Annotated in this window: 24 protein-coding genes; 12 read left to right on the top strand and 12 right to left on the bottom strand. The window is 72.4% G+C overall.

All coding sequences use genetic code 11. The annotated features are described in order from the left end of the window. Positions 1-33 precede the first annotated feature (33 nt). From VHW64_RS04700 to VHW64_RS04690, 3 genes are all read left to right on the top strand, one after another. The gene (locus VHW64_RS04700; RefSeq protein ID WP_329649352.1) at positions 34-1665 is read left to right on the top strand and encodes a DNA repair helicase XPB; all 1632 of its coding nucleotides are present in this window, start codon (positions 34-36) and stop codon (positions 1663-1665) included. 252 nt (positions 1666-1917) lie between these two features. Then, on the top strand, positions 1918-2844 hold the full coding sequence (locus VHW64_RS04695) for an oxygenase MpaB family protein (protein WP_329649375.1): 927 nt from the start codon (positions 1918-1920) through the stop codon (positions 2842-2844). A gap of 10 nt (positions 2845-2854) precedes the next feature. Then, the gene (locus VHW64_RS04690; RefSeq protein WP_329649351.1) at positions 2855-3472 is read left to right on the top strand and encodes a hypothetical protein; all 618 of its coding nucleotides are present in this window, start codon (positions 2855-2857) and stop codon (positions 3470-3472) included. Here the strand turns inward: VHW64_RS04690 and VHW64_RS04685 are convergent. The 3 genes from VHW64_RS04685 to VHW64_RS04675 are packed head-to-tail and all read right to left on the bottom strand — an operon-like array spanning position 3463 to position 4843. Then, on the bottom strand, positions 3463-3867 hold the full coding sequence (locus VHW64_RS04685) for a VOC family protein (protein ID WP_329649350.1): 405 nt from the start codon (positions 3865-3867) through the stop codon (positions 3463-3465). The two genes, VHW64_RS04690 and VHW64_RS04685, sit on opposite strands and share 10 nt — an antisense overlap. Then, positions 3867-4145 carry a DUF4031 domain-containing protein gene (locus VHW64_RS04680; RefSeq protein WP_329649349.1) on the bottom strand — a complete coding sequence of 93 codons (279 nt, stop codon included), beginning with the start codon at positions 4143-4145 and terminating at the stop codon, positions 3867-3869. The genes VHW64_RS04685 and VHW64_RS04680 overlap by 1 nt, the downstream gene beginning before the upstream one ends. Continuing rightward, positions 4142-4843, bottom strand: coding sequence for a copper homeostasis protein CutC (locus VHW64_RS04675; protein ID WP_329649348.1), 702 nt, complete (start codon positions 4841-4843; stop codon positions 4142-4144). Before VHW64_RS04675 ends, VHW64_RS04680 begins: the two co-directional genes overlap by 4 nt. Before the next feature lie 80 nt (positions 4844-4923). Here VHW64_RS04675 and VHW64_RS04670 point away from each other — a divergent pair, with 80 nt between their 5' ends. Then, positions 4924-5277 (top strand): hypothetical protein, encoded by a 354-nt coding sequence (locus VHW64_RS04670; RefSeq protein ID WP_329649347.1) that lies wholly within the window; start codon positions 4924-4926, stop codon positions 5275-5277. A 20-nt stretch (positions 5278-5297) separates the two neighbouring features. On the opposite strand, the gene VHW64_RS04665 is transcribed toward VHW64_RS04670, so the two are convergent. Then, positions 5298-6017: a GntR family transcriptional regulator gene (locus VHW64_RS04665; RefSeq protein WP_329649346.1), complete on the bottom strand. Its 720-nt coding sequence runs from the start codon at positions 6015-6017 to the stop codon at positions 5298-5300. Between the two features lie 118 nt (positions 6018-6135). Here VHW64_RS04665 and VHW64_RS04660 point away from each other — a divergent pair, with 118 nt between their 5' ends. From VHW64_RS04660 to VHW64_RS04650, 3 genes are read left to right on the top strand one after another with little or no spacing between them, the layout of a single operon-like run. Then, complete coding sequence (locus VHW64_RS04660; protein WP_329649345.1) at positions 6136-6750, top strand: alpha-ketoglutarate-dependent dioxygenase AlkB; 615 nt, start codon at positions 6136-6138, stop codon at positions 6748-6750. Positions 6751-6796: 46 nt separating this feature from the next. Continuing rightward, on the top strand, positions 6797-7459 hold the full coding sequence (locus VHW64_RS04655; protein ID WP_329649344.1) for a LysE family translocator: 663 nt from the start codon (positions 6797-6799) through the stop codon (positions 7457-7459). Positions 7460-7510: 51 nt separating this feature from the next. After that, positions 7511-8470: an alkaline phosphatase family protein gene (locus VHW64_RS04650; RefSeq protein ID WP_329649343.1), complete on the top strand. Its 960-nt coding sequence runs from the start codon at positions 7511-7513 to the stop codon at positions 8468-8470. A gap of 82 nt (positions 8471-8552) precedes the next feature. Here VHW64_RS04650 and VHW64_RS04645 read toward each other — a convergent pair whose 3' ends face one another. Continuing rightward, a complete protein-coding gene (locus tag VHW64_RS04645) occupies positions 8553-9821 on the bottom strand; it encodes a HAMP domain-containing sensor histidine kinase (protein ID WP_329649342.1) in 1269 nt (422 codons plus the stop codon). Beyond that, on the bottom strand, positions 9818-10486 hold the full coding sequence (locus VHW64_RS04640) for a response regulator transcription factor (protein WP_329649341.1): 669 nt from the start codon (positions 10484-10486) through the stop codon (positions 9818-9820). The genes VHW64_RS04645 and VHW64_RS04640 overlap by 4 nt, the downstream gene beginning before the upstream one ends. A gap of 108 nt (positions 10487-10594) precedes the next feature. Between VHW64_RS04640 and VHW64_RS04635 the strand changes: the two genes are divergently transcribed. The 3 genes from VHW64_RS04635 to VHW64_RS04625 all read left to right on the top strand — a co-directional run bounded on the left by VHW64_RS04635 (position 10595) and on the right by VHW64_RS04625 (position 14049). Continuing rightward, positions 10595-11533: an undecaprenyl-diphosphate phosphatase gene (locus VHW64_RS04635; RefSeq protein WP_329649340.1), complete on the top strand. Its 939-nt coding sequence runs from the start codon at positions 10595-10597 to the stop codon at positions 11531-11533. An 89-nt stretch (positions 11534-11622) separates the two neighbouring features. Next, positions 11623-13089 (top strand): threonine/serine exporter family protein, encoded by a 1467-nt coding sequence (locus VHW64_RS04630; RefSeq protein ID WP_329649339.1) that lies wholly within the window; start codon positions 11623-11625, stop codon positions 13087-13089. A 375-nt stretch (positions 13090-13464) separates the two neighbouring features. Beyond that, positions 13465-14049, top strand: a complete 585-nt coding sequence (locus tag VHW64_RS04625; protein ID WP_329649338.1) for a hypothetical protein — start codon at positions 13465-13467, stop codon at positions 14047-14049. Between the two features lie 79 nt (positions 14050-14128). On the opposite strand, the gene VHW64_RS04620 is transcribed toward VHW64_RS04625, so the two are convergent. Next, entirely contained in the window at positions 14129-14905 is a 777-nt protein-coding gene (locus tag VHW64_RS04620) for a class I SAM-dependent methyltransferase (protein ID WP_329649337.1), read from the bottom strand. Positions 14906-15091: 186 nt separating this feature from the next. Between VHW64_RS04620 and VHW64_RS04615 the strand changes: the two genes are divergently transcribed. Then, complete coding sequence (locus VHW64_RS04615) at positions 15092-16399, top strand: MFS transporter (RefSeq protein WP_329649336.1); 1308 nt, start codon at positions 15092-15094, stop codon at positions 16397-16399. Here VHW64_RS04615 and VHW64_RS04610 read toward each other — a convergent pair. The 4 genes from VHW64_RS04610 to VHW64_RS04595 are packed head-to-tail and all read right to left on the bottom strand — an operon-like array spanning position 16389 to position 21015. Continuing rightward, positions 16389-17189 carry an SRPBCC family protein gene (locus VHW64_RS04610; protein ID WP_329649335.1) on the bottom strand — a complete coding sequence of 267 codons (801 nt, stop codon included), beginning with the start codon at positions 17187-17189 and terminating at the stop codon, positions 16389-16391. The two genes, VHW64_RS04615 and VHW64_RS04610, sit on opposite strands and share 11 nt — an antisense overlap. A gap of 15 nt (positions 17190-17204) precedes the next feature. Further along, complete coding sequence (locus tag VHW64_RS04605; RefSeq protein ID WP_329649334.1) at positions 17205-18059, bottom strand: xanthine dehydrogenase family protein subunit M; 855 nt, start codon at positions 18057-18059, stop codon at positions 17205-17207. Then, positions 18056-20518, bottom strand: a complete 2463-nt coding sequence (locus tag VHW64_RS04600) for a xanthine dehydrogenase family protein molybdopterin-binding subunit (RefSeq protein WP_329649333.1) — start codon at positions 20516-20518, stop codon at positions 18056-18058. Before VHW64_RS04600 ends, VHW64_RS04605 begins: the two co-directional genes overlap by 4 nt. Further along, a complete protein-coding gene (locus VHW64_RS04595; protein ID WP_329649332.1) occupies positions 20515-21015 on the bottom strand; it encodes a (2Fe-2S)-binding protein in 501 nt (166 codons plus the stop codon). The genes VHW64_RS04600 and VHW64_RS04595 overlap by 4 nt, the downstream gene beginning before the upstream one ends. A gap of 190 nt (positions 21016-21205) precedes the next feature. Between VHW64_RS04595 and VHW64_RS04590 the strand changes: the two genes are divergently transcribed. After that, a complete protein-coding gene (locus tag VHW64_RS04590) occupies positions 21206-21967 on the top strand; it encodes an APH(3') family aminoglycoside O-phosphotransferase (RefSeq protein ID WP_329649331.1) in 762 nt (253 codons plus the stop codon). A gap of 40 nt (positions 21968-22007) precedes the next feature. Here VHW64_RS04590 and VHW64_RS04585 read toward each other — a convergent pair whose 3' ends face one another. Continuing rightward, positions 22008-23801: a M1 family aminopeptidase gene (locus tag VHW64_RS04585; RefSeq protein WP_329649330.1), complete on the bottom strand. Its 1794-nt coding sequence runs from the start codon at positions 23799-23801 to the stop codon at positions 22008-22010. Between the last annotated feature and the right edge of the window lie 18 nt (positions 23802-23819).

Genomic DNA, 23819 nt, shown 5'->3' with positions numbered 1-23819 from the left:
AGCCCCTAGGTCGGTCCGTAGGCTTGTCCGGTTATGAACGACGGACCCCTGATCGTGCAGAGCGACAAGACGCTGCTGCTCGAGGTCGACCACGAGCGCGCGGGCGACTGCCGCAAGGCGATCGCGCCGTTCGCCGAGCTCGAGCGGTCCCCCGAGCACGTCCACACCTACCGGCTGACGCCGCTGGGTCTGTGGAACGCCCGCGCCGCCGGGCACGACGCCGAGCAGGTCGTCGACACGCTGCTGGAGTTCAGCCGGTACGCCGTGCCGCACGCGCTCCTGGTCGACGTCGCCGAGACGATGGCGCGCTACGGCCGGCTCCGGCTGGAGAAGCACCCGACCCATGGCCTGGTGCTGGCCGCCCAGGACCGGCCCGTGCTCGAGGAGGTGCTGCGCGCGAAGAAGGTCGCCGGCATGATCGGCACGCGCATCGACGACGACACCGTTGCCGTCCACCCCTCCGAGCGCGGCAACCTCAAGCAGGTCCTGCTCAAGCTGGGCTGGCCGGCCGAGGACCTCGCCGGGTACGTCGACGGCGAGGCGCACGCGATCGACCTGGACGAGACCGGGTGGTCGCTGCGGACCTACCAGAAGGAGGCCGTGGAGTCGTTCTGGCACGGCGGCTCCGGAGTCGTCGTGCTGCCCTGCGGCGCCGGCAAGACCCTGGTCGGCGCGGCTGCGATGGCCCAGGCGAAGGCCACGACGCTGATCCTGGTCACCAACACCGTGAGCGCGCGGCAGTGGAAGGACGAGCTGGTCCGACGTACCTCCCTGACCGAGGAGGAGATCGGGGAGTACTCCGGCTCGGTCAAGGAGATCCGGCCGGTGACGATCGCGACGTACCAGGTGATGACGACGCGCCGGAAGGGCGTCTACACCCACCTCGAGCTGCTCGACGCCCGCGACTGGGGCCTGGTCGTCTACGACGAGGTGCACCTGCTGCCGGCGCCGATCTTCCGGATGACCGCCGACCTTCAGGCGCGGCGCCGGATCGGTCTGACCGCGACGCTGGTGCGCGAGGACGGCCGCGAGGGCGACGTCTTCTCGCTGATCGGCCCCAAGCGCTACGACGCGCCGTGGAAGGACATCGAGGCGCAGGGCTGGATCGCGCCCGCGGAGTGCATCGAGGTGCGGGTGACGCTGCCGTCGTCGGAGCGGATGGCGTACGCCGTCGCCGAGCCAGAGGAGCGCTACCGGCTGGCGTCGTGCACCCACCACAAGATCGACGTCGTGGCCCAGCTCGTCTCCCAGCACCGCGGCCAGCCGACGCTGGTCATCGGTCAGTACCTCGACCAGCTCGACGAGATCGCGACGGCGCTGGACGCGCCGACGATCACCGGGGCGACGCCGGTCAAGGAGCGGCAGCGGCTCTTCGACGCCTTCCGCTCCGGCGAGGAGGAGCTGCTCGTGGTCTCGAAGGTCGCCAACTTCTCCGTCGACCTGCCGACCGCGGAGGTCGCGATCCAGGTGTCGGGCTCGTTCGGGTCGCGACAGGAGGAGGCGCAGCGACTCGGTCGCCTGCTCCGGCCGAAGACCGAGGGCAAGAGCGCCCACTTCTACACGATCGTCTCCCGCGACACCGTCGACGCGGAGTTCGCCGCCAACCGGCAGCGCTTCCTGGCCGAGCAGGGGTACGCCTACTCCATCCGCGACGCGGACAGCTGACCCCGCTCGCCCTGTTGCTGATTCTGCCGGCGCCACATTTCCTTGCCTTGCCTTGCCTTGCCTTGCCTTGCCTTGCCTTGCCTTGCCTTGCCTTGCCTTGCTGCCAAATCCCCCGCTGAAGCGGGGGATTTGGCACTTCTTGGCCGCTGCAACCCCCGGGAAGTGACAAGAGAGGCCAGGAAGTCCGCGCGCCCGACGGTCCAGGACACCCGCTCGGACAACCCCCTGACCCGTACGCTCGATCGCGTGGGGATGCGCGCACGGCTCGGCGAGGCGCTGTTCCGGCGGGTCGCGGGGCCGGACGGCGACCGCCATCGCGCCCGGATCCACGGCACCCCCGGCCCCCGCTGGTTCGCCCCCGGGAGCCCGATCACCGTCGTGCACGGTGACTCCTCGATGTTCGTCGGCGGCATCCGGGCCGTGCTGCTCCAGACCATGCAGCCCCAGGCGATGACGGCGGTCGCCGAGCACTCCGGATACCGCGGTGACATGTGGGGTCGGCTGGCGCGCACCAGCCGCTTCCTCGCCGTGACCACGTTCGGCACCGCGGACGACGCGCAGCAGGCGGTCGACGCCGTGCGGGCCATCCACGACCGCGTCCACGGCGCCATGCCCGACGGAACGGCGTACGACGCCAACGACCCGCACCTCCTGGAGTGGGTGCACGTCGCCGAGATCGAGAGCTTCCTGCTCGCCCACCGCCGCTACGGCCGCCGGCGCCTCGACCAGGAGGGGTACGACGAGTACGTCCGGCAGACAGCGCAGGTCGCGCGGCGACTCGGGGTCACCGACCCGCCGTCCTCGGAGGCCGAGCTGCACGCGTGCGTCGAGCGCTTCCGGCCCGAGCTGCGCGCGATCGACCACGCCCGCGACGCCGTGGCCTACCTGGTCCGCGAGCCTGACCTCCCCCTGGTGGCCCGGCCGCCCTACTGGGTCCTGGTCGCGGCGGCGATCGGGCTGATGCCGCCGTGGACCCGCGAGCCGCTCGACCTGCCGACCCTGCCGGTCGCCCACGACCGCGTCGCCGACCTCCTCGGCCACGCGGCGACGCGCACGGTCCGCTGGGCGACGGCGGCCGACCGCTCGCACAACGCCGCTCTCCACCAGCGAGCCGGCGTCGTGACAGGGGCGACCGGAGGCGACCACAATCACCTCATGACCGGGACCACGGGAGGCTGATCCCCACTCGATGACCGACCTCGCCGAACGCTGGCCGCTGGCCGAGCTCGCGGACGTCCGCGACGCCCTGCTGGCGGCGTACGACGACCCGAGCCGGGGATACCACGACAGCCTCCATCTCACCGAGGTGCTCGACCGGCTCGACGAGCTGGCCGACGCCGGGGTGGGCTTCGACCCGGCCGTCGCGGCGCTCGCCGCGTGGTTCCACGACGCGGTCTACGACGGCGAGCGCGACGCCGAGGAGCGCAGCGCCATGTGGGCCGAGGAGGCGCTGGACGGCACGCCGTACGCCGCGGAGGTGGCGCGGCTCGTACGGCTGACCGAGACCCACGACCCCGGCGAGGACGATCCCGACGGGCAGGTGCTCTGCGACGCCGACCTGGCGATCCTCGCCTCGCCCCAGCAGCGCTACGACGCCTACGTCGCCGGGGTCCGGCGGGAGTACGCCTACCTGTCCGGGCCCGACTTCGCCGCCGGTCGCGTCGCGGTGCTCCACGACCTCGCGGGCCGCGACCGGCTCTTCCACACGCCGTACGCGCGGGAGACGTGGGAGCCGGCCGCCCGCGCCAACCTCGGCCACGAGCTCGAGCAGCTGGCCGCGCCCAGGGACGCGCGAGGTCAGGAGTAGAGGCAGAACGGGTGCCCGGCCGGGTCGAGCAGGACACGTACGTCGTCCTGCGGCTGGAAGTCCGCGAGCGTGGCGCCGAGCTCGACGGCGTTGGCGACCGCGGCCTCCAGGTCGACCACCTCGATGTCCAGATGCATCTGCATGCCGGGCCGGCCGCGCTCGGGCGGCCACACGGGAGGCTCGTAGACCTCCGCCTTCTGCACCGCGAGATAGCCGACGCCCTCGCCGAGGTCGAGGCTGCCGCCGTCCTCCTCGTCGCGCCAGATCGGCCGGTCGAGCACCGCCGACCAGAAGGCCAGCAGGGCATGGGGATCCGGCGCCTCGAGCACCACGCCCCACCAGTCGCGCCTCTCCCAGCGGTCGGTGTCCGGCCCGTTCCTCTCGCGTCCGCGCATCAGTCCTCCCCGGTGACCCGGGACAGGTGCTTGGGCCGGCGCAGGCCGGCCGACCGGAGCCGCACGATCAGCTCGCGCGACGACACCTCCACCGCACCGAGCCCGACCGCCTCGTCGTACCACTGCGACGGGACGTCGTAGTGGTCGCGGTCGAAGCCCCGCTCGGGCACCCCGAGCTCGCGCGCGAAGGCGTGCAGCTCGTCGTACGACGTGTCGCTGGCGAGGTGCGACCAGAGGCGGCCGCGCGACGGCACGAGGGGCGGGTCGATGAGGATCACCGGGACTCCCCGGACAGGTCGTCGGCCATCGAGCGCCAGGAGCGGACGTAGCCGGCGTCGACGTAGGCCTTGGCCGAGCCGCCCGGCCGCACCTGGTCTCCGAGGTGGAGCTGGCGCACCCCGGCGTCGAGCAGCCACGGGACGTGCTCGGCCGCCAGGCCCCCGCCCGGCATCATCAGCGGGGCGAGCTCGGGGGTGACCAGGGCGAGCAGGTCCTCGAAGCCTGACTCCATGCCGCGCGGCGACCCGGCCGACCGCACGGCGAGGAGCCTGGGCAGCTGGACGAGCCGTCGCCACGACCGCCGCGGGTCGAGCGAGGAGTCGATGGCGCGGTGGAAGGTCCAGGGCACCTGGGGCAGGCGGCCCAGGAGCATCGAGCAGGTCTCGGTGTCGATCTCGAGGTCGGCGTCCAAGAACCCGAACGAGACCCCGGCCGCGCCACAGGCGAGGTAGTCCTCGCCCAGGCCGATCAGGCGGGCGAACTCTCCCCCGGTGGTCGACCAGGAGTCGTTGAGCCGCAGCAGCACGAACACCGGGAGATCGCTCTCGCGGCAGATGGCGCTGACCAGGGCCGGCTCCGGCGAGAGCGCACAGGTCGGGCCGGGCGCACCCACGTGGAGCCGGTCCGCGCCACCCTCGGCCGCCCCGGCGACATCGCGCGGGTCGCTGACGGCGACCTCCAGCACGACTCCGGGCATGACGCCAGCCTAGGGCCGCCCGCCCTCGGATCGTGTGCCTCCGGCACCGCCTCCTGTGGGGCGCGGGGCAGAATCGAGGGGTGCCCGACGACCTCCTGCTCTCCGCCCGCGCCCTGGTGCTGGCCGACCTCGCGGCCAGGCGCCGGGCCACCCCCGAGGCGGTCGACGCCCTGGAGGACGCCTGCGCCAACCGCGGCTGGTGGGCCGAGCAGTGGCCCGAGGGCCGGGTGTACGTCGCCGGGCTGGTCGCCCAAGACGTCCAGGACGCGCTCTTCGAGAGTGTCGGCCGCTGGCCGATGTGCCTGGCCTGCGACCCCGAGGAGCCCGAGCACTCGCTGTACATCGAGCCCGACATCGGCGGCCCCGCGCCGCAGTGGGTGTGCGAGGAGTCCGGTCGCACGATCGCCCCGCTCGGCGCCCTGGGCGAGGCTTGAGCCGCTGGCGCCGAGCGCACCTAGGGACTGACCGCCAGCGGGCTCCACCAGGTGTAGCGCGACCCGGCGTACACCGAGCGCGAGACCTCGATCACCATGTCTCCGACCAGGCCCCGCCGCGAGTGCCGCAGGATCGCGTCGCCGACCTTGAGCTCGAGGATCTCGGCCTCCGCCGCGTTGGCCAGATCGGCACTGAACTGGTCCTCGGCCGCCCGGGGCCGCAGCCCTCGGGTGGCGAGCAGGGAGTACAGGCTCTCGGGCAGCTCGCCGTGCAGGAACCCCGGCAGCAGGGTCTCGTTGAGGTAGACGTCCTGGTAGCACAGCGGTACGTCGTCGTGACGCCGGCGACGACGCCAGTGCACGACCGGGTCGCCGACGGTGATCCCCAACGCCTTGGCGACGCCGGGACCGGCCTGGCCGAGACCCGACTGAAGGGTCTCGGTGGTCACCGCCCAGCCCCTGGCCCGGGCGTCCTCGGCGAACGACAGCGGGCGCGCCACCGGGCGCGGGCTCTTGCACACGAAGGTGCCGCGGGCCGGGGCACGCTCCAGCAGGCCCTCCGCGACCAGGGCGTCGATGGCCTGGCGCACGGTCATCCGGGCCACGCCGAAGTGCTGCATGAGGCCGCGTTCGGACGGCGCCGGCGCACCCTCGGGGAGGCCCGCGATGAGCTGACGGACGTACTCGCGCACCTGGACGTGCTTGAGCCGTGACCCGAGAGGCGTGCCCACCTCATCCACGGCCGCGAGTCTAGGGTGTCCAAGCCTCGCCGGTCGCCCGGACCGGGTGCGGAAACGGGTGCGGGAAAATCCACCGCGTCACTCGAACGTCTGTTCGACTGCGTGTTATCGTCGGGTCATGGACTTCCAGGGCACCCTCTTCGAGGCGCCGGCCCCGGGCCTGCGGTCCCTGGCAGACGCCGAGCGCCATCCCCTGACCCGCGGTGCCTGGGTGGACGTCAGACGCGACTTCGTCTCCGGTGCCCACGACGTGCTCGAGCGGCTCGTCGCCGACGTCCCGTGGCGGGCCGAGCGGCGCCAGATGTACGACCGCGTCGTCGACGTGCCCCGCCTCGTGCACACCTACGGCGAGGGCGAGCCGCTCCCGCACCCGCTGCTCGTCGAGGCCCGCGACTCCCTGTCGGAGCACTACCGCCCCGAGCTCGGCGAGCCGTTCCTGACCGCCGGCTGCTGCTACTACCGCGACGGCCGCGACAGCGTCGCCTGGCACGGCGACCGGTTCGGGCGCGGCCGGACCCACGACACGATGGTCGCGATCGTCTCCTTCGGCGACCCGCGCCGGCTCGTCCTGCGTCCGCGTGGAGGTGGCGAGGCGATCTCGTTCGAGATGGGGCACGGCGACCTGGTCGTGATGGGCGGCTCCTGCCAGCGCACCTGGGAGCACGCCGTACCCAAGGTCGCCCAGGCGGGCCCGCGCATCTCGGTGCAGTTCCGGCCACGGGGAGTGTTCTGAGCGCCGGACCCGGCTCGGCGCCCAGCGCGGTCGGTAGGGTCGCAGCGTGCTCGTCGCGCTCGTCTCCTTCACCCTGGCCTCGGTGCTCGTCGTCCTGCTGCCCGGGCCGGACAGCCTGGTCGTGGTCCGCGGTCTCGTGCGCGGCGGACGCCGGGGTGGCGCCGCGACCGCGGCCGGAGTCCTGTGCGGCCTGGTGGTCTGGGTCGCCGCGGCCTCGCTCGGCCTCTCGGCGCTGCTCCAGGCCAGCCGGACCGGGTACGACGTGCTCAAGACCGCTGGCGCCTGCTACCTGCTGTGGATCGGCGTCCGCTCCCTGCTGGCGGTCCGCCGTACGCCCGCCGAGGTGGCCGCCACCGGGGACGGCCCGATGGCGCCGGCGCCCGGCTCGGTGAGCCGCGGGACGTCGGGGCTGCGGGGGTCGGGCTTCGTCGCGGGCTTCCTGACCGACATCCTCAACCCGAAGGTCGGGGTCTTCTTCGTCAGCTTCCTGCCGGGGTTCGTCCCGTCCGGTGACCACGCGGTGGGGTTGACGACGCTGGCCTTCGGGGCGCTGTTCGCCGTGCTGACCGCGCTCTACTTCCTGGGCCTGATAGCCCTCTCAGGCACGGTGTCGACCTGGATGGGGACCCCGGGGATCCGCCGGCGGCTGGATGCGCTGACCGGTCTCGTCCTGGTGGGCTTCGGCCTGCGGCTCGCCATCGAGGCCTGAGCGCCACACGTCGTCAGGAACCTGACAGGAAGGGGGACCTACCGTCGGCCGATGCCACGCTCGGTGCTCGTCTCCCTGGCCCTGACCGCCGCGCTCGTCCTCGCGGCGTGCGGCTCCTCGCGCGCCGGGGCAGACGCCCCGGCGAGTCGCCCGACCCGTCACCCGTCACCTCACCCGACGCACGCGACTCACCGCCCGGCGCGTCACCCCGCCGACGGGGCGAGACACCTGGCCAAGCACGTCACCAAGGTCCTCGTCGTGATCGAGGAGAACCACTCCCTGGCCGAGATGCGCTCGGGGATGCCGTTCCTCGCCCGCCTCTCCCGCGAGTACGGCTACGCCACCGACTGGCACGCGCTGCGGCACCCGAGCGAGCCGAACTACCTCGGCATCGCCGGCGGCTCGACCTTCGGCGTGAGCAACGACCACCCGCCGGCCAAGAACGCGGCCCGGGTCGGTACGGCGAGGTCGGTCTTCGCCCAGGCCGCCGCGGCGGGCAAGAGAGCCGCGACGTACGCCCAGTCGATGCCGCGCCGCTGCGACACCGCCGACGCCTACCCCTACGCCGTCCGGCACAACCCGTGGACCTTCTTCTCCGCCGACCGTGCCGCCTGCCGGCGGCACGACCGGAGTACGGCAGGCTTCGCGCGGGCGGCCCGCAAGGACCGGCTGCCGAACGTCGGCTTCCTGATCCCGGACATGCGCCACGACGCGCACGACGGCACGCTCGGCGCGGCCGACGCCTGGCTGCACGCGTCCTTGAAGCCGGTCCTGGCCAGTCATGACTTCAGCTCCGGCTCGCTGGTGGTCGTCGTCACCGCCGACGAGGACGACCGGAAGTCGGGCAACGTCGTACTCACGTCGGTACTCACGCCGCGGCTGCACCACGCCGTGGTCGGCCAGAGGCTCACGCACTACTCGCTGACCGGCTTCATCGCGCGCGTGCTCGGGGTCTCGGCGCTGCGCTCCGGTGCGCACGCTCCGGACCTGGCCGCGGCCTTCGGCCTCTGACCCGCTCGGCCACGAAGCGCCACACCACGTGGGTTCGATCCCATGGGGGCCCGGTGCAGGTGGGGCCCGGTGCAGGTGGGGCTCAGTGCAGCGGGATGCGGAGCTCGAAGCGCCCGCCGGGGCCCGGCCTCGCCTCCAGCCGGGCTCCCGCGGCGCTCGCCATCCGACGGGCGAGCGGCAGTCCGAGGCCGGAGCCGTCTCGCGAGGAGCGGCCCGGCTCGAAGACCCTCTCGAGCTCGTCCGGCGCAACGCCCGGGCCGTCGTCGACGACGCTGAGGACCAGGTGGCGTGGTGCCGACGCGACCTCGAGCCGGGGAGTCCCGGCGCCGTGCAGAGCGGCGTTCTCCAGCAGAGGTCGGACCGCGGCGACGAGCAACGGCGTCGGCGCCGCCAGCATCACGTCGTCCAACGCCGTCGGCGGCTGCTCCAGCGCGGCGACCAGGTCGCCGAGCCGGGAGGCACGCTGGCTGCCGGAGTGGGCGCGGGCGACGGCGAGCATGGTGTCGATCGCCGAGGTCATCCGCAGCGCTGCGTCGTGGATCGCCTCGAAGCTCTCCCGTTCCTCGCCGGTGGCGGTTGTCCGCGCCAGCTCGGCCTCCCCGAGCACCACCGCGAGCGGGGTGCGCAGCTCGTGGGCGATCTCGTCGGTGAGCCGGCGCTCCGCGGACAGCGCCTCGGCGATCCGGTCCAGCATCGTGTCGAGGGTTCGGCCCAGGTGGGCGATCTCGTCACCGCCCGGCCCGGGCTCGAACCTCGCCCCGAGGTCGTGCTCGCGCCACTCGTCGGCCGCCAGCGTCATCGCCTGCACGCGCCGTAGCGACCGGGTCGCGGCCATCCAGGCGGCCCCGGTCGCGACGGCGACCGACACCACCGCCAGGACGAGGGTCAGCACGAGCGAGTGGAGCTCGGAGTTCTCGTAGGGCTGCTCGTCCTCGGCCACGATGACGGTCGCCACGCGCCTGCCGTTGCGGACGACCGGCTGGGCCAGCAGCACCAGGTCGCCGTGGGTGACCCGGCGCTCGCTCGTGGACGTCGCCAGGGCGCGGACCTCGTCGCTGACCTGGTCCTCGGACTCCGACAGGCGGCCCGCCAGCAGGGTGCCGCCGGTGTCGAAGATCCACGAGCTCTGCTCCAGCAACGTCGAGGTCGGCGGGACGACCCGGATCCCCTTCGCGGTGACCCGGACGCTGGCCGACGCGGCGCTGGCCCGGTCGGACAGCCGGCTGTGCAGGGTGACGCCGTTGGTGTGGGCGAGCAGGACCTGCACGCCGACGATGAGCAGGGCCGACGTCAGCGTCGCCACGATCATCGACGTCGCGGCCAGCCGGAAGGGGAGGGAGTGGCTCCTCATCGCCAGCGGTAGCCGACGCCGCGCCGGGTCGAGATCTCGCCGCCGTCGACCTCCTCGAGCTTGTGTCGCACCCGACGCATGTAGGAGTCCAGGGTGTTCTCACTGACGTGGCCGCCCATCGGCCACGCGGCGGCGACCAGCGCATGACGCCGCACGACCCGGCCGGGCTCGGCCATCAGCCTGCCCAGCAGCCGAAACTCCGTCGGCGTCAGGCTCACCTCGAGGTCACCGACGACCAGGGCGTGACGGGCACTGTCGAGAACCGGGCGCTCCGGCCCGGCGGCCGCCGGGGACTCGGGGCTCGCGGCACGCCGTAGCAGGGCCTCGACCCGGACCTTGAGCTCGGCGAGCTGGAAGGGCTTGGTCAGGTAGTCGTCGCCGCCCGCCTCGAAGCCCGCCACCTTGTCGTGCAGGCCGTCGCGCGCGGTGAGGAACAGCACGGGTGCCTCGATGCCGGCGGCCCGCAGGGCCAGGCACAGGTCGCGTCCGTCGCCGTCAGGCAGGCCGATGTCGAGCACCAGCACCCGAGGCGGTGACTCGCGGAACACGCGGAGCGCCTCGGCGGCGGTCCCCACCGAGACCGGCTCGTGGCCGAAGCTGCGCAGGCTGCGGCTGAGCACCGAGCGCAGGGCCGGCTCGTCCTCGCACACGCCGACGGTCGCCACGTCGAGAATCTAGTCGGCCGTTCCGCGGACCTGGGGGTCCTGACCTGCGCGGTCAGGTTGTCGGCAGGCGCCCGCGCGCACCCTGTGCGCCGGAGAGGAGCCGCAAACGTGTCGCATCTGACGTGGGTCGAGGCAGCCGTGGTGGGCGCCGTCCAGGGCGTGTCGGAGCTGTTCCCGGTCTCGAGCCTGGGCCACAGCGTGCTGCTCCCTGCGGTGATCGGCGGGAGCTGGGCCCGTGAGCTGGACGTCGCGGCCCCGGAGTCGCCGTACCTCGCCTTCATCGTCGGCACCCACGTGGCGACCGCCCTGGCCCTGCTGGTCTTCTACCGCCGCGACTGGGTCCGGCTGATCGGCGCCCTGTTCACCAGCGTGCGGCATCGACACGTCACGGGACCCGACGAGAGGCTGATCTGGCAGCTGATCGTGGCCACGATCCCGGTCGGCCTGGTCGGCCTGGTCTTCGAGCACTGGCTGCGCACCCATCTCGGACGACCGGTCCCGGCCGCATGCTTCCTGGCCGCCAACGGTGTCGTGCTGCTGTGGATCGAGCACCGCTCCGGGCGGAGCCTTCCCGAGCGGCCGGAGTCCGATCCTCACTCCGATCCTGCGGCCGACGTGGAGACAGATCCGGTTGCGGCCGATCCGGTGGCGGCCGACCGGCGGCTCTCGCGGCTGACCATCCCGACCGTGCTGGCCATCGGGGGCTCGCAGATCCTGGCGCTGGCTCCCGGCATCTCCCGCTCCGGCATCGCCACCGCCACCGGGATGCGCGCCGGGCTGGCCCGCGAGGACGCCGTCCGCTTCTCCTTCCTGCTGGCGACCCCGGTGATCCTGGCCGCCGGTGTCCTGAAGCTGCCCGATCTCTTCGGTCCGTTGGGGAACGGGATCCGGCCGCAGGTCGTCTTCGGCTCGGCGCTGGCCGGCATCGGTGCCTACATCTCCGTGCGCTGGCTGACCCGGTGGGTGCACACCAACTCGCTGCGGCCCTTCGGGGTCTACTGCCTGGTGGCCGGCATCGCCTGCCTGGTCTGGTTCTCGGTGCGGTAGCCGGCGCGCGCCTGCTCAGCAAGGCACCAGTCCACGCCCGGCGCGTGCGCACGCGAGGTTCCGTCGCGACCGGCAGACTTGGAGCCGCCATGTCCCCCTCGTCCCCCACGTCCGCCGAGCCCGCCGAGCCCGGCCAACCCGTGACCGTCGAGCCCCGCGACCCGGCCCCCGAGCGGGAGCCCACGCGCGACCGGGAGACCACCCGAGAGATCACCGCCACGCTGAGCCTGGCGCTGCGGATCGGCGAGCTCCTGCTGTCGTCGGGGGCGGGCGCGGGAGACGTGAGCGCCGCGATGCGGAACGTCGCCTGGGCCTGCGGGCTGCGCGGCTACACGGCGGACGTGATGTTCACCCAGCTCACGATGAGCCACCAGACCTCCACCGACGAGCCGGCCCTGATCCAGATCCGGCAGGTCCGCTACCGCGAGGTCGACTACGGCGACCTCACCGAGGTCGACCACCTGATCCGCGACCTGGTCACCGGTGAGATCGACCGGGCCGAGGCCACGAGCCGGCTCAACCGGATCATCTCCACCGGGCATGCCCGCCGGCGGTGGCTGGTCACCGTGGCGCTCGGCGTGATGGGCGGCGGAGTCGGGATGGTCCTGGGCGGCGACTGGGTGGTCGTCGGAGTCGCCGCCGTGGCGGCCATGCTGGTCGACCTGCTCCAGCGCCAGATGAGCCGCCGCCGGCTGCCGACCTTCTACCAGCAGGTGGCCGGCGGGCTGCTGGCGACGCTGATCGCCGTAGGGATCGACGCCACCCCGGCCAACGTCTCGTCCAACCTCGTGATCTCGACCAGCATCATCATGCTGTTGGCGGGGGTGAACTTCCTCGGCGCCATCCAGGACGCCTTGACCGGCTTCCCGGTGACCGCGGGCGCGCGGATCCTCGAGGCGTTCCTGGCGACGGCGGGTGTCGTGGCCGGCGTCAGCGGTGGTCTGAAGCTGGCCGACGTGTTCGGGGTCGACCTGGGGCGCCTGAACCCGGGCGCGTACTCCATCGCCGACTGGCCCGCGATGATGGCCGGCGGCGCGATCGCTGCCGCCGCGTACGCGTTCGCGGCGTACGCCCCGCGCCGCTGTCTGCTGCCGATCGCGGCCGTGGCCGCTGTCGCCATCGGGATCTACGTCGCGTCCTACGACCGCGGCCTGGGCGTGGCGTGGTCATCGGCGGTGGCCGCACTCTTCATCGGCCTGGTCAGCTATCCGGTGGCCGCACGCGCCCGGATCCCCACCCTGGTCGTCATCGCCGCCGGCATCACGCCGTTCCTGCCCGGACTCTCGATCTATCGCGGACTCACGCTGCTCGCGACCAACTCCAGCAAGGCGCTGCTCGCGATGGTGACCGCGGCGGCGATCGCGATCGCCCTGAGCTCGGGCGCGATCCTCGGCGAGTACGTCGCCCAGCCGATCCGGCGCGAGGCACGACGGCTCGAGAGCCGGCTGGCGGGTCCCCGTCTGGTCGGGCCGCACACCGTCCCCGGGGTCCGTGCCCTCCGCCGCCGCCGCGCCAGGAAGCGCGCCCCGCGCCCCCCTGGCGCGACGTCCGGCTGAGGTCGGGCGCGCGTCGGGCAGCGTCTGCCTGTGGCCCGGCCGTCGTGGTGTTCGCCCGGGTGTCGGGCGGCGTGGTCGTGGTCGGGTGGCGGGTGTGGTGGTGGTCGGAGCCATGTCGGCGGTGACGTGGGGGTCGCGGGTGGTGGTAGCCGTGGGGGCTGGTCCAGGCGCAGGTGCCGGGGGCGAGGGCGTGGTGGTCCAGGGAGTGTGGGTGTTGAGTCGGCGGTGTCGCCGGCACAGGGGGGCTAGGTTGCACGAGCAGGTCGGGCCGCCGCGCGGGCACGCGCCTCGCCAACACCACATTGCTAACGCCGCATGCGCCTTCCTTCGTCGGTTCGGCCGCGGTGCGTGAGGAGCCCGGGCAATACTTGCTTCGTGGCGAACCACGGGCAGCACTCCGGGGATGGCAACTGGTGGTGGACCGGCTCACAGTGGCTCCCGGCGCGTAGCCAGGATGGCCAGTGGTGGTTCAACGGTTCCTCCTGGATTCGCGCCAACCGCGCCCACACTCTCCCCAAGCCGACAGCACTCGAATGGCGGCTAGGCATCGCCTGGGCCGTCCTCTGGGCGCTCGCCCTGGTGTGGTGGGGGATGCTCGACGCGTCGCGACCCGAACAAGGCGAGGCTTTGAGCTCGGGCCTCTTGCGGTCGGGGCTCGCCCTCGGAGTCTTGGTGCTGGCTTACCTGCCCGCGAGCGGTTATGCACTTGCCCGCGCCCGCCGATGGCCGTACGTCGGGGCTCTGGTCCTCTACATCTCGGCACTCCTCATCTTGCTGTACGTCATCGCGATGCTGACGGCACCGACCGACGGCGGAACGAGCAATGACACAGCGGCAAGCGCGGGAGTCGTCCTACTCGCGATCCCCACACTCCTCCTCGTCGCCGTGTGCGTGGGTCTCGGCGCGGGAGCGAGCGCGCTCGTCGGAGTCCTGTCGCACTGGCGTTCCAGAGCCACTTGATCGCCTGCCTCGGGCCCCGAGCTCGGGGCGGATGCGGTCGGCGTCGCACGGGTGGCGGGCCGGTCGCAGAGCGACCTTGTCAGCCGCGGATGGGCTCCTCGGCGACGCGGGCGAGGTGCAGGATCGTGTCGGCCTCGATCGCGACCGTGTCGGGCAGGGCGGCCAGGATGGCGGCGAACGCCTCGGAGCGTGTGGGCTCGGGGAGCTGGAGGTAGTAGGAGACCGTCGTGAGGTGGTCGACGTACTCGCTCGCCGGCTGGGTGAAGCGGCGGACGAGCACCTTCTGACGCACCTCGGTGAAGAGACCCGAGCGCTCGAGCTCCGTGCCGGGCCACTGCATCGGGTCCTCCGACGGAGTGCCGTCGGGAGATCCGCGATCGTCCTCGGGGAGGAAACGTCGCCGGGCGGCGTCCTCCAGGGCCTGGACGTGGTCGTCGGCGAGGCAGTACGGCCCACCGAACGACGCGAAGGTGCCGCCCCCGCGCAGCAGCGCCGCCGCGCGGGGCCAGCGTCCGGTCGGCTCCGTCCAGTGCAGCGACGCCGCGGCGTAGACGAGGTCGTACGTCGTGTCGAGGGGCAGGTCCTCGAACGCCGCCTCGACGGTGGTGACCGAGCTCGGGACGTGGCGGCGCAGCTCGGCGAGCATCTCCGGGTCGGGGTCGGTGGCGGTGACCGCGATGCCGCGGGCGGCGAACACCCGGGTCGCCTTGCCGGTGCCCGCCCCGATCTCCAGGGCCGTGCGGACCGGCCCGCGGGCGTAGGCCAGCACCTCGTCGACGAGCTCGCGTGAGTACCCGGGACGGAACCGCTCGTACGCGGACGCGACGGCCCCGAAGCTGCGCGAGCGCTCGCTCACCCTGGTGTCCTCACCCTCAGTGGGGCTGCGTCCGTGTCTGCCACGCCCCGGCTACTCGAGTGCCGTCGGATCTGTAGTCACCGTGAGACTACGCGCAGCGCAGCACCGAAGATCGCTCACGGGGCCAGGCACCGTCGTCCGAAAACCGGGTGAGGAGTGTCGGTGCTGCCTGGGAGAGTCGGCGCAATGTCCGGGACCTCCTCTTCCTCCGCCACCCTCCGCTCGTTCTGGCTCGACCTGCCCCGCGAGGGGCGCCTGCTCTTGTCCATCGTCGTGGTGCAGTTCCTCGGCACGGGTCTGGTGCTGCCGTTCCTGGTCGTCTACCTCCACGAGATCCGCGGCTTCTCGCTCGGTGACGTCGGGCTCCTGATCGGCCTCGGACCGCTGATGGGCTTCGTGGCGGTGGGGCCGGGCGGCGCGATCATCGACAAGTACGGCGCTCGCGTGGTGATGCTGGCGACGATGACCCTGGAGGTGCTGGCCGACGTCGCCCTCACGTTCGCCTCGACGCTCCCGATCGCCGCCCTGGCCGTCGTGCTCCAGGGCATCGCCTTCGGCGTGGAGTGGCCGGCGGCGCAGAGCCTGATCGCGACCGTCGTCCCCTCCGAGCTGCGCCAGCGCTACTTCGGGGTCAACTTCACGCTGCTCAACCTCGGGATCGGTCTGGGCGGCGTCGTCGGCGGGCTCGTGGTCGACGTCGACCACCCGGTGACCTTCCAGGCGATCTACGTCGCCGACGCGGTCAGCTTCCTGCCCGCGATCTACCTCCTCTCGGTCCCGCTGCGCCACCTCGCGGGCCGGCCGGTGCACGACGCGTCCACCGGAGACCCGCCTGCCGCGGCGTCGTACCTCGAGGTGATGCGGCGTCCCGGCGTCCGGCTGATGATGCTGCTGAGCTTCGTCTCGTCGTACGTCGGCTACAGCCAGCTCAACGCCGGCACCCAGGCGTTCGCCCGTGACGTCGGCCGGATCTCGACCCAGGGCCTCGGGCTGGCCTACGCCTGCAACACGCTGGTGATCGTGCTGCTCCAGCTCGCGGTGCTCCGTCGCATCGAGGGACGGCGACGCACCCGCGTGATGATGGTGATGTCCGCGATCTGGGGCGCCTCCTGGGTGCTGCTCGGGACCTCGGGCCTCCTGCCCGGCGGGCTGAGCGCGACCGTGCTGGTGGCCGGCTGCGCGTCGGTGTTCGCGCTCGGCGAGACGCTGATGCAGCCGACGATCCCAGCCCTGGTCAACGACCTGGCGCCCGACCACCTGCGGGGTCGGTACAACGCGCTGAGCACCGCCGCGTTCTCGCTCGCCTCGATCGTGGCCCCCGTGATCGCCGGCTGGCTGATCGGCGCGGGCCTCGGCTCGGCGTACATCGTCCAGCTGGTGATCGGGTGTGGCGTGCTCGCCCTGGTCGCGATGTACCTCGAGCCGCGCCTGCCCGAGGGGGTGAACGGCGTGGCGGCGTCGTCGGCGGATCGCGACGCGACCGTCAGCGCGTGAAGATCCAGACCAGCACGACGATCACGACGACCGCGGCCACGACCGGCTTCCAGTAGGTCTTGGCCAGCACCGGCAGCACGGCCGAGCCGAGGTTCAGCGCGTCGTCCGAGCCTCGGGCCCTGGTCGACGGGGTGGCCGACGGGGTGGTCGACGGGGTGGCCGACGTGTCGGTCGGCGTATCGGTCGGCGGGGTGGCCGGCGTCGATCTCGGGGTCGCCGCGGGAGGCGGCGTGGCCGGCGCGATCGCCACCGGGTCTCCCGGTGACTCGTCGGTGGCGGTGGTGACCGGCTCCGGCGCGACCTGGCTCGCGTCGTCAGAGGGGGGCTCGGGGGCCGGCCCGGGGCTCTCGCCCAGCCGCGACTCCAAGCACGAGACGAACTGGCCGAGCAGCTTGTCGGACACGTCCTGCATCACGCCACGGCCGAACTGCGCCGGCTTGCCGGTGATGGCCAGGTCGGTGAGCACCGTGACCTCGGTCGAGGCGTCGCCGTGCGGCGTCATGGTGAGGGTCACGGTGGCCCCGGCGGTGCCGTTGCCGCGCTTGTCCTTGCCCTTGGCGTCGACGACGAACCGGTGGTTGGTCTCGTCCCTCTCGGTGAAGGTGCCGCTGCCGTTGTAGGTGAGCGCGATCGGGCCGAGCTTGACCTTCACCGACCCGGCGAAGGAGTCGTCCTCGACGCCGGTGACGGTGGCGCCGGGGAAGCACTGGGCGACCGAGGAGATGTCCTGGAACTCAGCCCAGGCCTGGTCGACGCCGACGGGAACGGTGAAGGTGTGCTCGAGATCCATGCGGCCAGTCTCTCGTCAGGCGCCGGCGGCCTTCAGCACGGCCCTCCGGGTCAGCACGGTCGCGAGGTGCTTGCGGTAGTCGGCGTCGCCGTTGAGGTCGCTCGGCGGGCGGGTGCCCTCGGCTGCTTGGTCGGCGGCCGAGCGGACGCCGTCCTCGGTCGCCGCCGCCCCTGACAGCGCCGACTCGGTGGCGCCTGCCCGCAGTGGCGTCGAGCCCATGTTGGTGAGCCCGACCCTCGCCTCGCCGATCGTGCCGCCGGAGGCGCTGACCGTCGCGGCCACGGCCACGATCGGCCACTGGTGGGCGACCCGCACGAACTTCTCGTAGTGCGCCCCCCATCCGGTCTTCTTCGGCACCCGGATCTCGGTGAGGATCTCGTCCTCGCCGATCGCGGTCTCGAACAGGTCGACGAAGAAGTCAGTCGCCGCGACCGACCGAGAGCCACCGGAGCCCGCGATCACGAACTCGGCGTCCATGGCCAGCGCGGCGGAGCCCATGTCTCCGGCCGGGTCGGCGTGGGCGCACGAGCCCCCGAAGGTGCCCCGGTGGCGGATCTGGTTGTCGGCGACCTCGGCCGCCGCCTTGGACAGCAGCAGCGCGTGCTGGCGGACCAGGTCGCTGGTCACCATCTCCGAGTGCGTCGTCAGGGCGCCGATCACCAGGGCGTCGCCGTCCTCGCGGACGCCGCGCAGGCTGTCGATGCGACCGAGGTCGATGACGACCTCCGGCGCGTTCAGCCGCATCCGGAGCACCGGCAGGAGGCTCTGGCCACCGGCCATCAGCTTGGCGTCGTCGCCGTGCTCGGCCAGGGCGCTGAGCGCCTCCTGGACCGAGCCAGGGGCGAGGTAGTCGAACTTCGCGGGGATCATGCCTGCGCTCCTTCGGTGCTGGAGGCGCCGGCTTCGCCCTCGTCGAAGTGCGGCATCGCCGCTGCTTGGGTCGCGGCGCCGGAGCCGGCCGAGTTGATCGCCTGCCAGACCCGGGCCGGCGTGCACGGCATCTGCACGTCGTCCACGCCATGGTGACGGATGGCGTCGACGATGGCGTTGACCACCGCCGGCGTCGACGCGATCGTGCCCGCCTCGCCGACGCCCTTGGTGCCCAGGGAGTTGGTCGTGGACGGGCTGGTCGTGTGGTCGATGTCGAAGGAGATGGTGTCGGCCGCGGTCGGCAGCAGGTAGTCGACGAAGGAGCCGCTCACCAGCGTCCCGGAGTCGTCGTACACCGCCTCCTCCCAGAGCGCCTGGGCGATGCCCTGGACGAGCCCGCCGTGCACCTGCCCGCTGACGATCAGCGGGTTGATGATGTTGCCGATGTCGTCGCAGGCGACGTACTTGCGCATCGTGGACTGCCCGGTCTCGGTGTCGACCTCCATCGCGCACAGGTGGGTGCCGTGGGGGAAGGAGAAGTTGACCGGGTCGTAGGTCGACTCGGCGTCGATGTTCGGCTCGATCCCCTCGGGGTAGTCGTGTGCCGCGAACGTCGCCAGGGCGATCTCCTGGATCGACCTGCCCTGGTCGGTGCCCTTCACCGAGAAGGTGCCGGCCGCGAACTCGACGTCGTCGACGTCGGCCTCGAGCAGGTGGGCCGCGATCGGCTTGGCCTTCTCGATCACCTTGTCGGCAGCCCGCACCAGCGCCTCGCCGCCGACCACCAGCGACCGCGAGCCGTAGGTGTCCAGGCCCTTGTGCGCGACCTGGGTGTCACCGTGCAGGACCTCGACGTCGTCGAAGGGCACGCCCAGCCGGTCGGCCACGATCTGGCTGAACGCCGTCTCGTGACCCTGACCGTGCGCGCTGGCGCCGGTGACGACCTCGACCTTCCCGGTGGCCAGCATCCGCACGCTGGCGTGCTCCCAGCCACCCGCGCCGTAGTCGAGGGTGCCCAGCACCCGGCTGGGCGCGAGGCCGCACATCTCGGTGAACGTCGAGATGCCGATCCCGAGCTGGACCCGGTCGCCGGCGTCGCGCCGCTGCCTCTGCTCCGCGCGCAGGGCGTCGTAGCCGAACATCTCCTTGGCTCGCGCCGTCGCCGCCTCGTAGTTGCCGGAGTCGTAGGTGAGGCCCGCCACCGTGGTGAACGGGAACTCCTCGTGCCTGATCCAGTTCTTCGCACGGATCTCGAGCGGGTCGGCGCCCACGGCCACGGCGAGCTCGTCCATGATCCGCTCGATGCCGTACGTCGCCTCGGGGCGACCCGCGCCGCGGTAGGCGTCGGTCCAGGTCTTGTTGGTCAGCACGGTCTGGCAGGAGAAGCGGTACGCCGGGAACTTGTAGATCGCGTTGAACATGAACGCACCCAGCACCGGCACCCCGCCGCCGACGATCGCGACGTACGCCCCGAGGTCCGCGAGCAGGTCGACCTTGAAGCCGGTGACCGTGCCGTCCTTGGTGGCCGCCAGCGTGAGCCGCTGCCACTGGTCCCGGCCGTGGTGGGCGCTCAGCAGGCTCTCGCTGCGGGTCTCGGTGTACTTGACCGGCTTGTGGATCCGCCGCGCCACGGCCCAGGCGATCCACTCCTCCGGCGTCGCCTGGAGCTTGCCGCCGAAGCCACCGCCGACGTCCGGCGCGACCACCCGGATCTTCGACTCCGGTACGCCGGTCGTGGCGGCCAGCGCGAACCGCAGGATGTGCGGGATCTGGGTCGCCGACCACATGGTCAGCTGCTCACCGGTCGGGTCGACGACGACCGAGCGCGGCTCCATGAACGCCGGGATCAGGCGCTGCTGGCGGTACTCCCGCTCGATCACGATGCCGTCGGCGCGGGCCTTGTCGATCGCCTCCTCGACGTTGCCGCCGGTCCCCGCCTCGCCGGAGTCGAAGACCCACAGAGCCGACTTGTTGGTGCCGGAGTCGGGGTGGGCGATGACCTTGTCCGCCGCGGCCTCCTTCAGGTCCAGCGCGGCCGGGAGCTCGTCGTACTCCACGTCGACGAGCTCGGCGGCGTCGCGGGCCTCGGCGGCGGTGCGCGCGACCACGACGGCGACGATCTCGCCCGCGAACGCGACCCGGTCGGCCGGCATCGGCGAGTGGGTGGGCGTGACCTGCTCGGGCGTGATCGGCCAGGCGTTGATGCACACCCCGAGCTCGTCGCCGAAGTCGGCACCGCTGAAGACCCCGACGACGTTCGGCGCGCCCTTGGCCGCACTCGTGTCGATGCTGGTGATCGTGGCGTGCGCGAACGGGCTGCGCACCATGGCGAGGTGGAGCATGCCGGGCAGCGTGATGTTGTCGGTCCAGCGGGTGCGCCCGGTGATCAGGCGCTGGTCCTCCTTGCGACGGCGGTCCTTCCCGATCTCGGCGGCAGGACGCTCGGCGGTGGTGGTCACGACGCCCCCACCTCCGCGGCCTCGGCGGCGGCGTCGCCGGCGTGCTCCGCGGCGTACAGGACGCTGCGGACGATGTTGTGGTACCCGGTGCAGCGACACAGGTTGCCCTCGAGGCCGACCCGCACCTCCGCCTCGGTGGGGTGCGGGTTCTCGTTCAGCAGGTCGACCGACTGCATGATCATGCCGGGGGTGCAGAAGCCGCACTGGAGTCCGTGGCACTCCCGGAACGCCGCCTGCACCGGGTGCAGCTCGCCGCCCGTCGCGAGACCCTCGATGGTGGTCACCTCGTGGCCGTCGGCCTGCACGGCCAGGACGTTGCAGCTCTTCACGCTGCGCCCGTCGAGGTGGACCGTGCAGGCGCCGCAGTTGCTGGTGTCGCAGCCGATCACGGTGCCGGTCTTGCCGACCTTCTCGCGGAGGTACTGCACGAGCAGCATCCGCGGCTCGACGTCGTCGGTGACCTGGGTCCCGTCGACGGTCAGGCTGATCTGGGTCATCGAGGACTGCCCTTCCCTGGGGGTCGCACACCTGGACGCGCGCAAGACACGGGTCTCTCCGGGCACGCTAGGCCGGACCGGGTTGGCGAAAGGTTGCCCACCTCGTCGCCGTCGCCTCCGGTGCGCCGGTTTCAGCGGGTCGCGCCGTCGTCGATGTCCTCGGACCTGCCGGTGCCCCTAGGATCCGGACGTGGAGGACTGGGAGACGGTCTCCAGGGGGCACACGGAAGCGGTCGTACGCCGGTCGCCGGACGGTCTTGCCTACGCCAAGACGGGCGTCGGGATGATCCGCGACGAGCTGGCCGACGAGCGCGACCGGCTGGAGTGGCTGGCCGGCGTTGGTCTGCCGGCACCGGCGGTGCTGGACTGGGCGGACGACGACGGCTCCGCGACGCTGACCACCGCGTCGCTGCCCGGCGTACCCCTGAGCGAGCTGCCCGGCTCGTCGGTGCCGGTGGCCGCCCGGGCGTTGGGCGAGTTCCTGGCCCGGCTGCACGGCGTCCCCCGCGAGAGATGCCCGTTCGAGCGCTGGCTGGCGGTGACCGTGCCCCTGGCTCGGGTCCGGGCCGAGGAGGGCCTGGTCGACGCCGACGACTTCGACGAGGGGCGAGCGGGGCGCTCGGTCGACGAGGTGCTCGCCGACCTGCTCGCGGGGCGCCCACGCGCGGAGCAGCTGGAGATGGCCGACCTCGTCGTCTGTCACGGCGACGCGTGCCTGCCCAACTTCCTGGCCGACCCCGAGACGCTGGCGATCACCGGCATGGTCGACGTCGGCCGGCTCGGCGTCGCCGACCGCCATGTCGACCTCGCCCTGGCCACCCGGTCGATGTCGGATGCCACCCTCAACCCGGCGTACGGGCCGGATGCCGCGTCGGCCACGCTGACCGCCTACGGCCGCGACGCCGACCCCTGGCGCCTGGACTTCTACCAGCTCCTCGACGAGCTCCTCTAACCCCCGCGAGGCGGGGCAACTCCTCCCACCTCGCGGGGGGTTAGAGGCAGGTGTGGCCGTGGTCGTAGAAGCCCTCGCCGTGCAGGCCCGGACCGGTCAGGGTCGGCTCGCTGCCGCTGGGGTACGCCGTGTCGAACCACTGGGTGAAGAAGTCGGCGAGCCGCGTCTGGCACCCCGTGCTGTCGGTCGGCAGGTAGTGCGCGAACGCCGCCTCCAGCTGCGGCTCGGAGATGAAGCCGTACTGGCGCTGGACGAAGTGCAGCGCCTTCACGAAGCGCTGGTGACCGAGGATCTGGCGCAGTGCGAGGTACGCCGCCCCCGGGCGGGTGTACGTCGTCCCGCCGTCGAAGAGCGTCGCGGGCGTCGGGTCGGAGGGCGCGCCGGTCCAGATCTCGCCCGTGCTGGCGTAGGCGCGGTTGAAGGACTTCACCAGGCTGCGCTGGAAGGCCGCGCGACCCGCGGGGGTCCCGGGACCGCCGGCCTGGGCGCGGGCACGGCGCGCGTGGAAGAGGTACTCCCCGACGGTGGCCATGCCCTCCTTGAAGAAGGTCATCGAGAAGCCGCCCTCGGTGACGTGGTCGCCCCACCACTGGTGCATGTTCTCGTGGTTGAAGGTGTCGAGGTCGATCCGGCCGCCGGCGAACGTGATCATCGACTGCATCTCCTCCTCGAAGCTCGCGGGAGGGGTGCCGATCACGACGCCGTCGCTGGGGAAGGGGAAGGGCCCGTTGAACGTCGCCTGGAAGTCGGTGATGCGCTGCTGCTGGCGCATGACCCGCAGGTTCGCCCGCTTGCGGGCAGGGCTGAGCGAGCTGGCCTGGGCCATGTAGTAGCGGATCCCGTCCGAGCCCTTGCGCGAGGTCAGGTCGTAGTGGCCGACGCTGCTCTCGACGAGGTAGCTGGCCACGCCCTGGTTGGTCCGCCAGTGGAAGGTCCGCGACCCGTGCGGGAACTGCTTGTCGGGCCGATGGGTGCGGACGGCGCCGAGCCGGCCGTTGGCGATCGCCGTCCGGCTCTTGTTGACCGTCTCGGCGAAGTCGTAGAAGGGCTTGGCCGTGGGGTAGTTGTTCAGTGGCATCCAGTCCTCGGTGCCGACGGGCTCGGTGGTGACGAAGCCGCCGTCGCCCTTGGGGTGCTTGGAGCGGAACCAGCCCTCGGTCGAGCCGTCGCCGTCGATGTGGGTGCCCGGTCGGCCGGTGTAGGCCACCTTCACCACGACGGTCCGGCCGCGGGCGATGGGGTGCTTCGGCGTGATCACCAGCTTGTTCTTGGGGCACTGCTGCCCGTCCTGCCCGTCGACGTCACCGCCGGTCACCTCGGGGGTGCACGCCGGCGGCAGCGGGTTGTCGCCGGGCCCGCCGACCGGGTTGTTCTGCGACGCCTCGTGGGCGCGGGGGTCGGGGTCGTTCTGCCCGTTCGGGTCACCGGGGTACGTCGGCTGCTCGAACCTCCAGGTGGCGGGCTTCCCGTCGACCGTGACCGCGCGCACCCGCAGGTCGGGCCCGTTCACCTTGTCCGGCGAGTGCCGCTCGAGGTCGAGGCTGAAGTCGTTGAGGCAGTGCTGCGCCTTGATCTGGAGCCGGACGTGGTTGCCGCGCAGGAAGCGGTTGGACGGCGCGTCGTACACGAGGTGGACGGAGGTCCGGATGTTCAGGTATCCCGCGTTGCCCATCTCCGGATACACGTGCGCTCCGGGCGGCGACAGCGTGTGTGCCCCGGAGATGCAGGTGCGCTTGGCCGCGGCCGGCGCCGAGGGGTCGGGGCCGGCGGACGCCGGGCCGGCCATGGTGGCCACCAGCGCGGTCACGGACACCATCAGGGCGAGTCGTCGCATCGCGACACCTTTCGTGGG

This window comes from Nocardioides sp., assembly GCF_036267815.1.
GTDB lineage: Bacteria > Actinomycetota > Actinomycetes > Propionibacteriales > Nocardioidaceae > Nocardioides.
The sequence above is the reverse complement of the archived record's forward strand: the minus strand, read 5'-3'. Positions and strand labels throughout refer to the sequence as shown.

Bases quoted from the DNA above. Each gene is read 5' to 3' on its own strand.
- VHW64_RS04585 (WP_329649330.1), bottom strand. From the start codon at position 23,801: ATGCGACGACTCGCCCTGATGGTGTCCGTGACCGCGCTGGTGGCCACC.
- VHW64_RS04695 (WP_329649375.1), top strand. From the start codon at position 1,918: ATGCGCGCACGGCTCGGCGAGGCGCTGTTCCGGCGGGTCGCGGGGCCG.
- VHW64_RS04650 (WP_329649343.1), top strand. From the start codon at position 7,511: ATGCCACGCTCGGTGCTCGTCTCCCTGGCCCTGACCGCCGCGCTCGTC.
- VHW64_RS04610 (WP_329649335.1), bottom strand. From the start codon at position 17,189: ATGGATCTCGAGCACACCTTCACCGTTCCCGTCGGCGTCGACCAGGCC.
- VHW64_RS04605 (WP_329649334.1), bottom strand. From the start codon at position 18,059: ATGATCCCCGCGAAGTTCGACTACCTCGCCCCTGGCTCGGTCCAGGAG.
- VHW64_RS04615 (WP_329649336.1), top strand. From the start codon at position 15,092: ATGTCCGGGACCTCCTCTTCCTCCGCCACCCTCCGCTCGTTCTGGCTC.
- VHW64_RS04630 (WP_329649339.1), top strand. From the start codon at position 11,623: ATGTCCCCCTCGTCCCCCACGTCCGCCGAGCCCGCCGAGCCCGGCCAA.
- VHW64_RS04700 (WP_329649352.1), top strand. From the start codon at position 34: ATGAACGACGGACCCCTGATCGTGCAGAGCGACAAGACGCTGCTGCTC.
- VHW64_RS04690 (WP_329649351.1), top strand. From the start codon at position 2,855: ATGACCGACCTCGCCGAACGCTGGCCGCTGGCCGAGCTCGCGGACGTC.
- VHW64_RS04675 (WP_329649348.1), bottom strand. From the start codon at position 4,843: ATGCCCGGAGTCGTGCTGGAGGTCGCCGTCAGCGACCCGCGCGATGTC.
- VHW64_RS04660 (WP_329649345.1), top strand. From the start codon at position 6,136: ATGGACTTCCAGGGCACCCTCTTCGAGGCGCCGGCCCCGGGCCTGCGG.
- VHW64_RS04685 (WP_329649350.1), bottom strand. From the start codon at position 3,867: ATGCGCGGACGCGAGAGGAACGGGCCGGACACCGACCGCTGGGAGAGG.
- VHW64_RS04645 (WP_329649342.1), bottom strand. From the start codon at position 9,821: ATGAGGAGCCACTCCCTCCCCTTCCGGCTGGCCGCGACGTCGATGATC.
- VHW64_RS04595 (WP_329649332.1), bottom strand. From the start codon at position 21,015: ATGACCCAGATCAGCCTGACCGTCGACGGGACCCAGGTCACCGACGAC.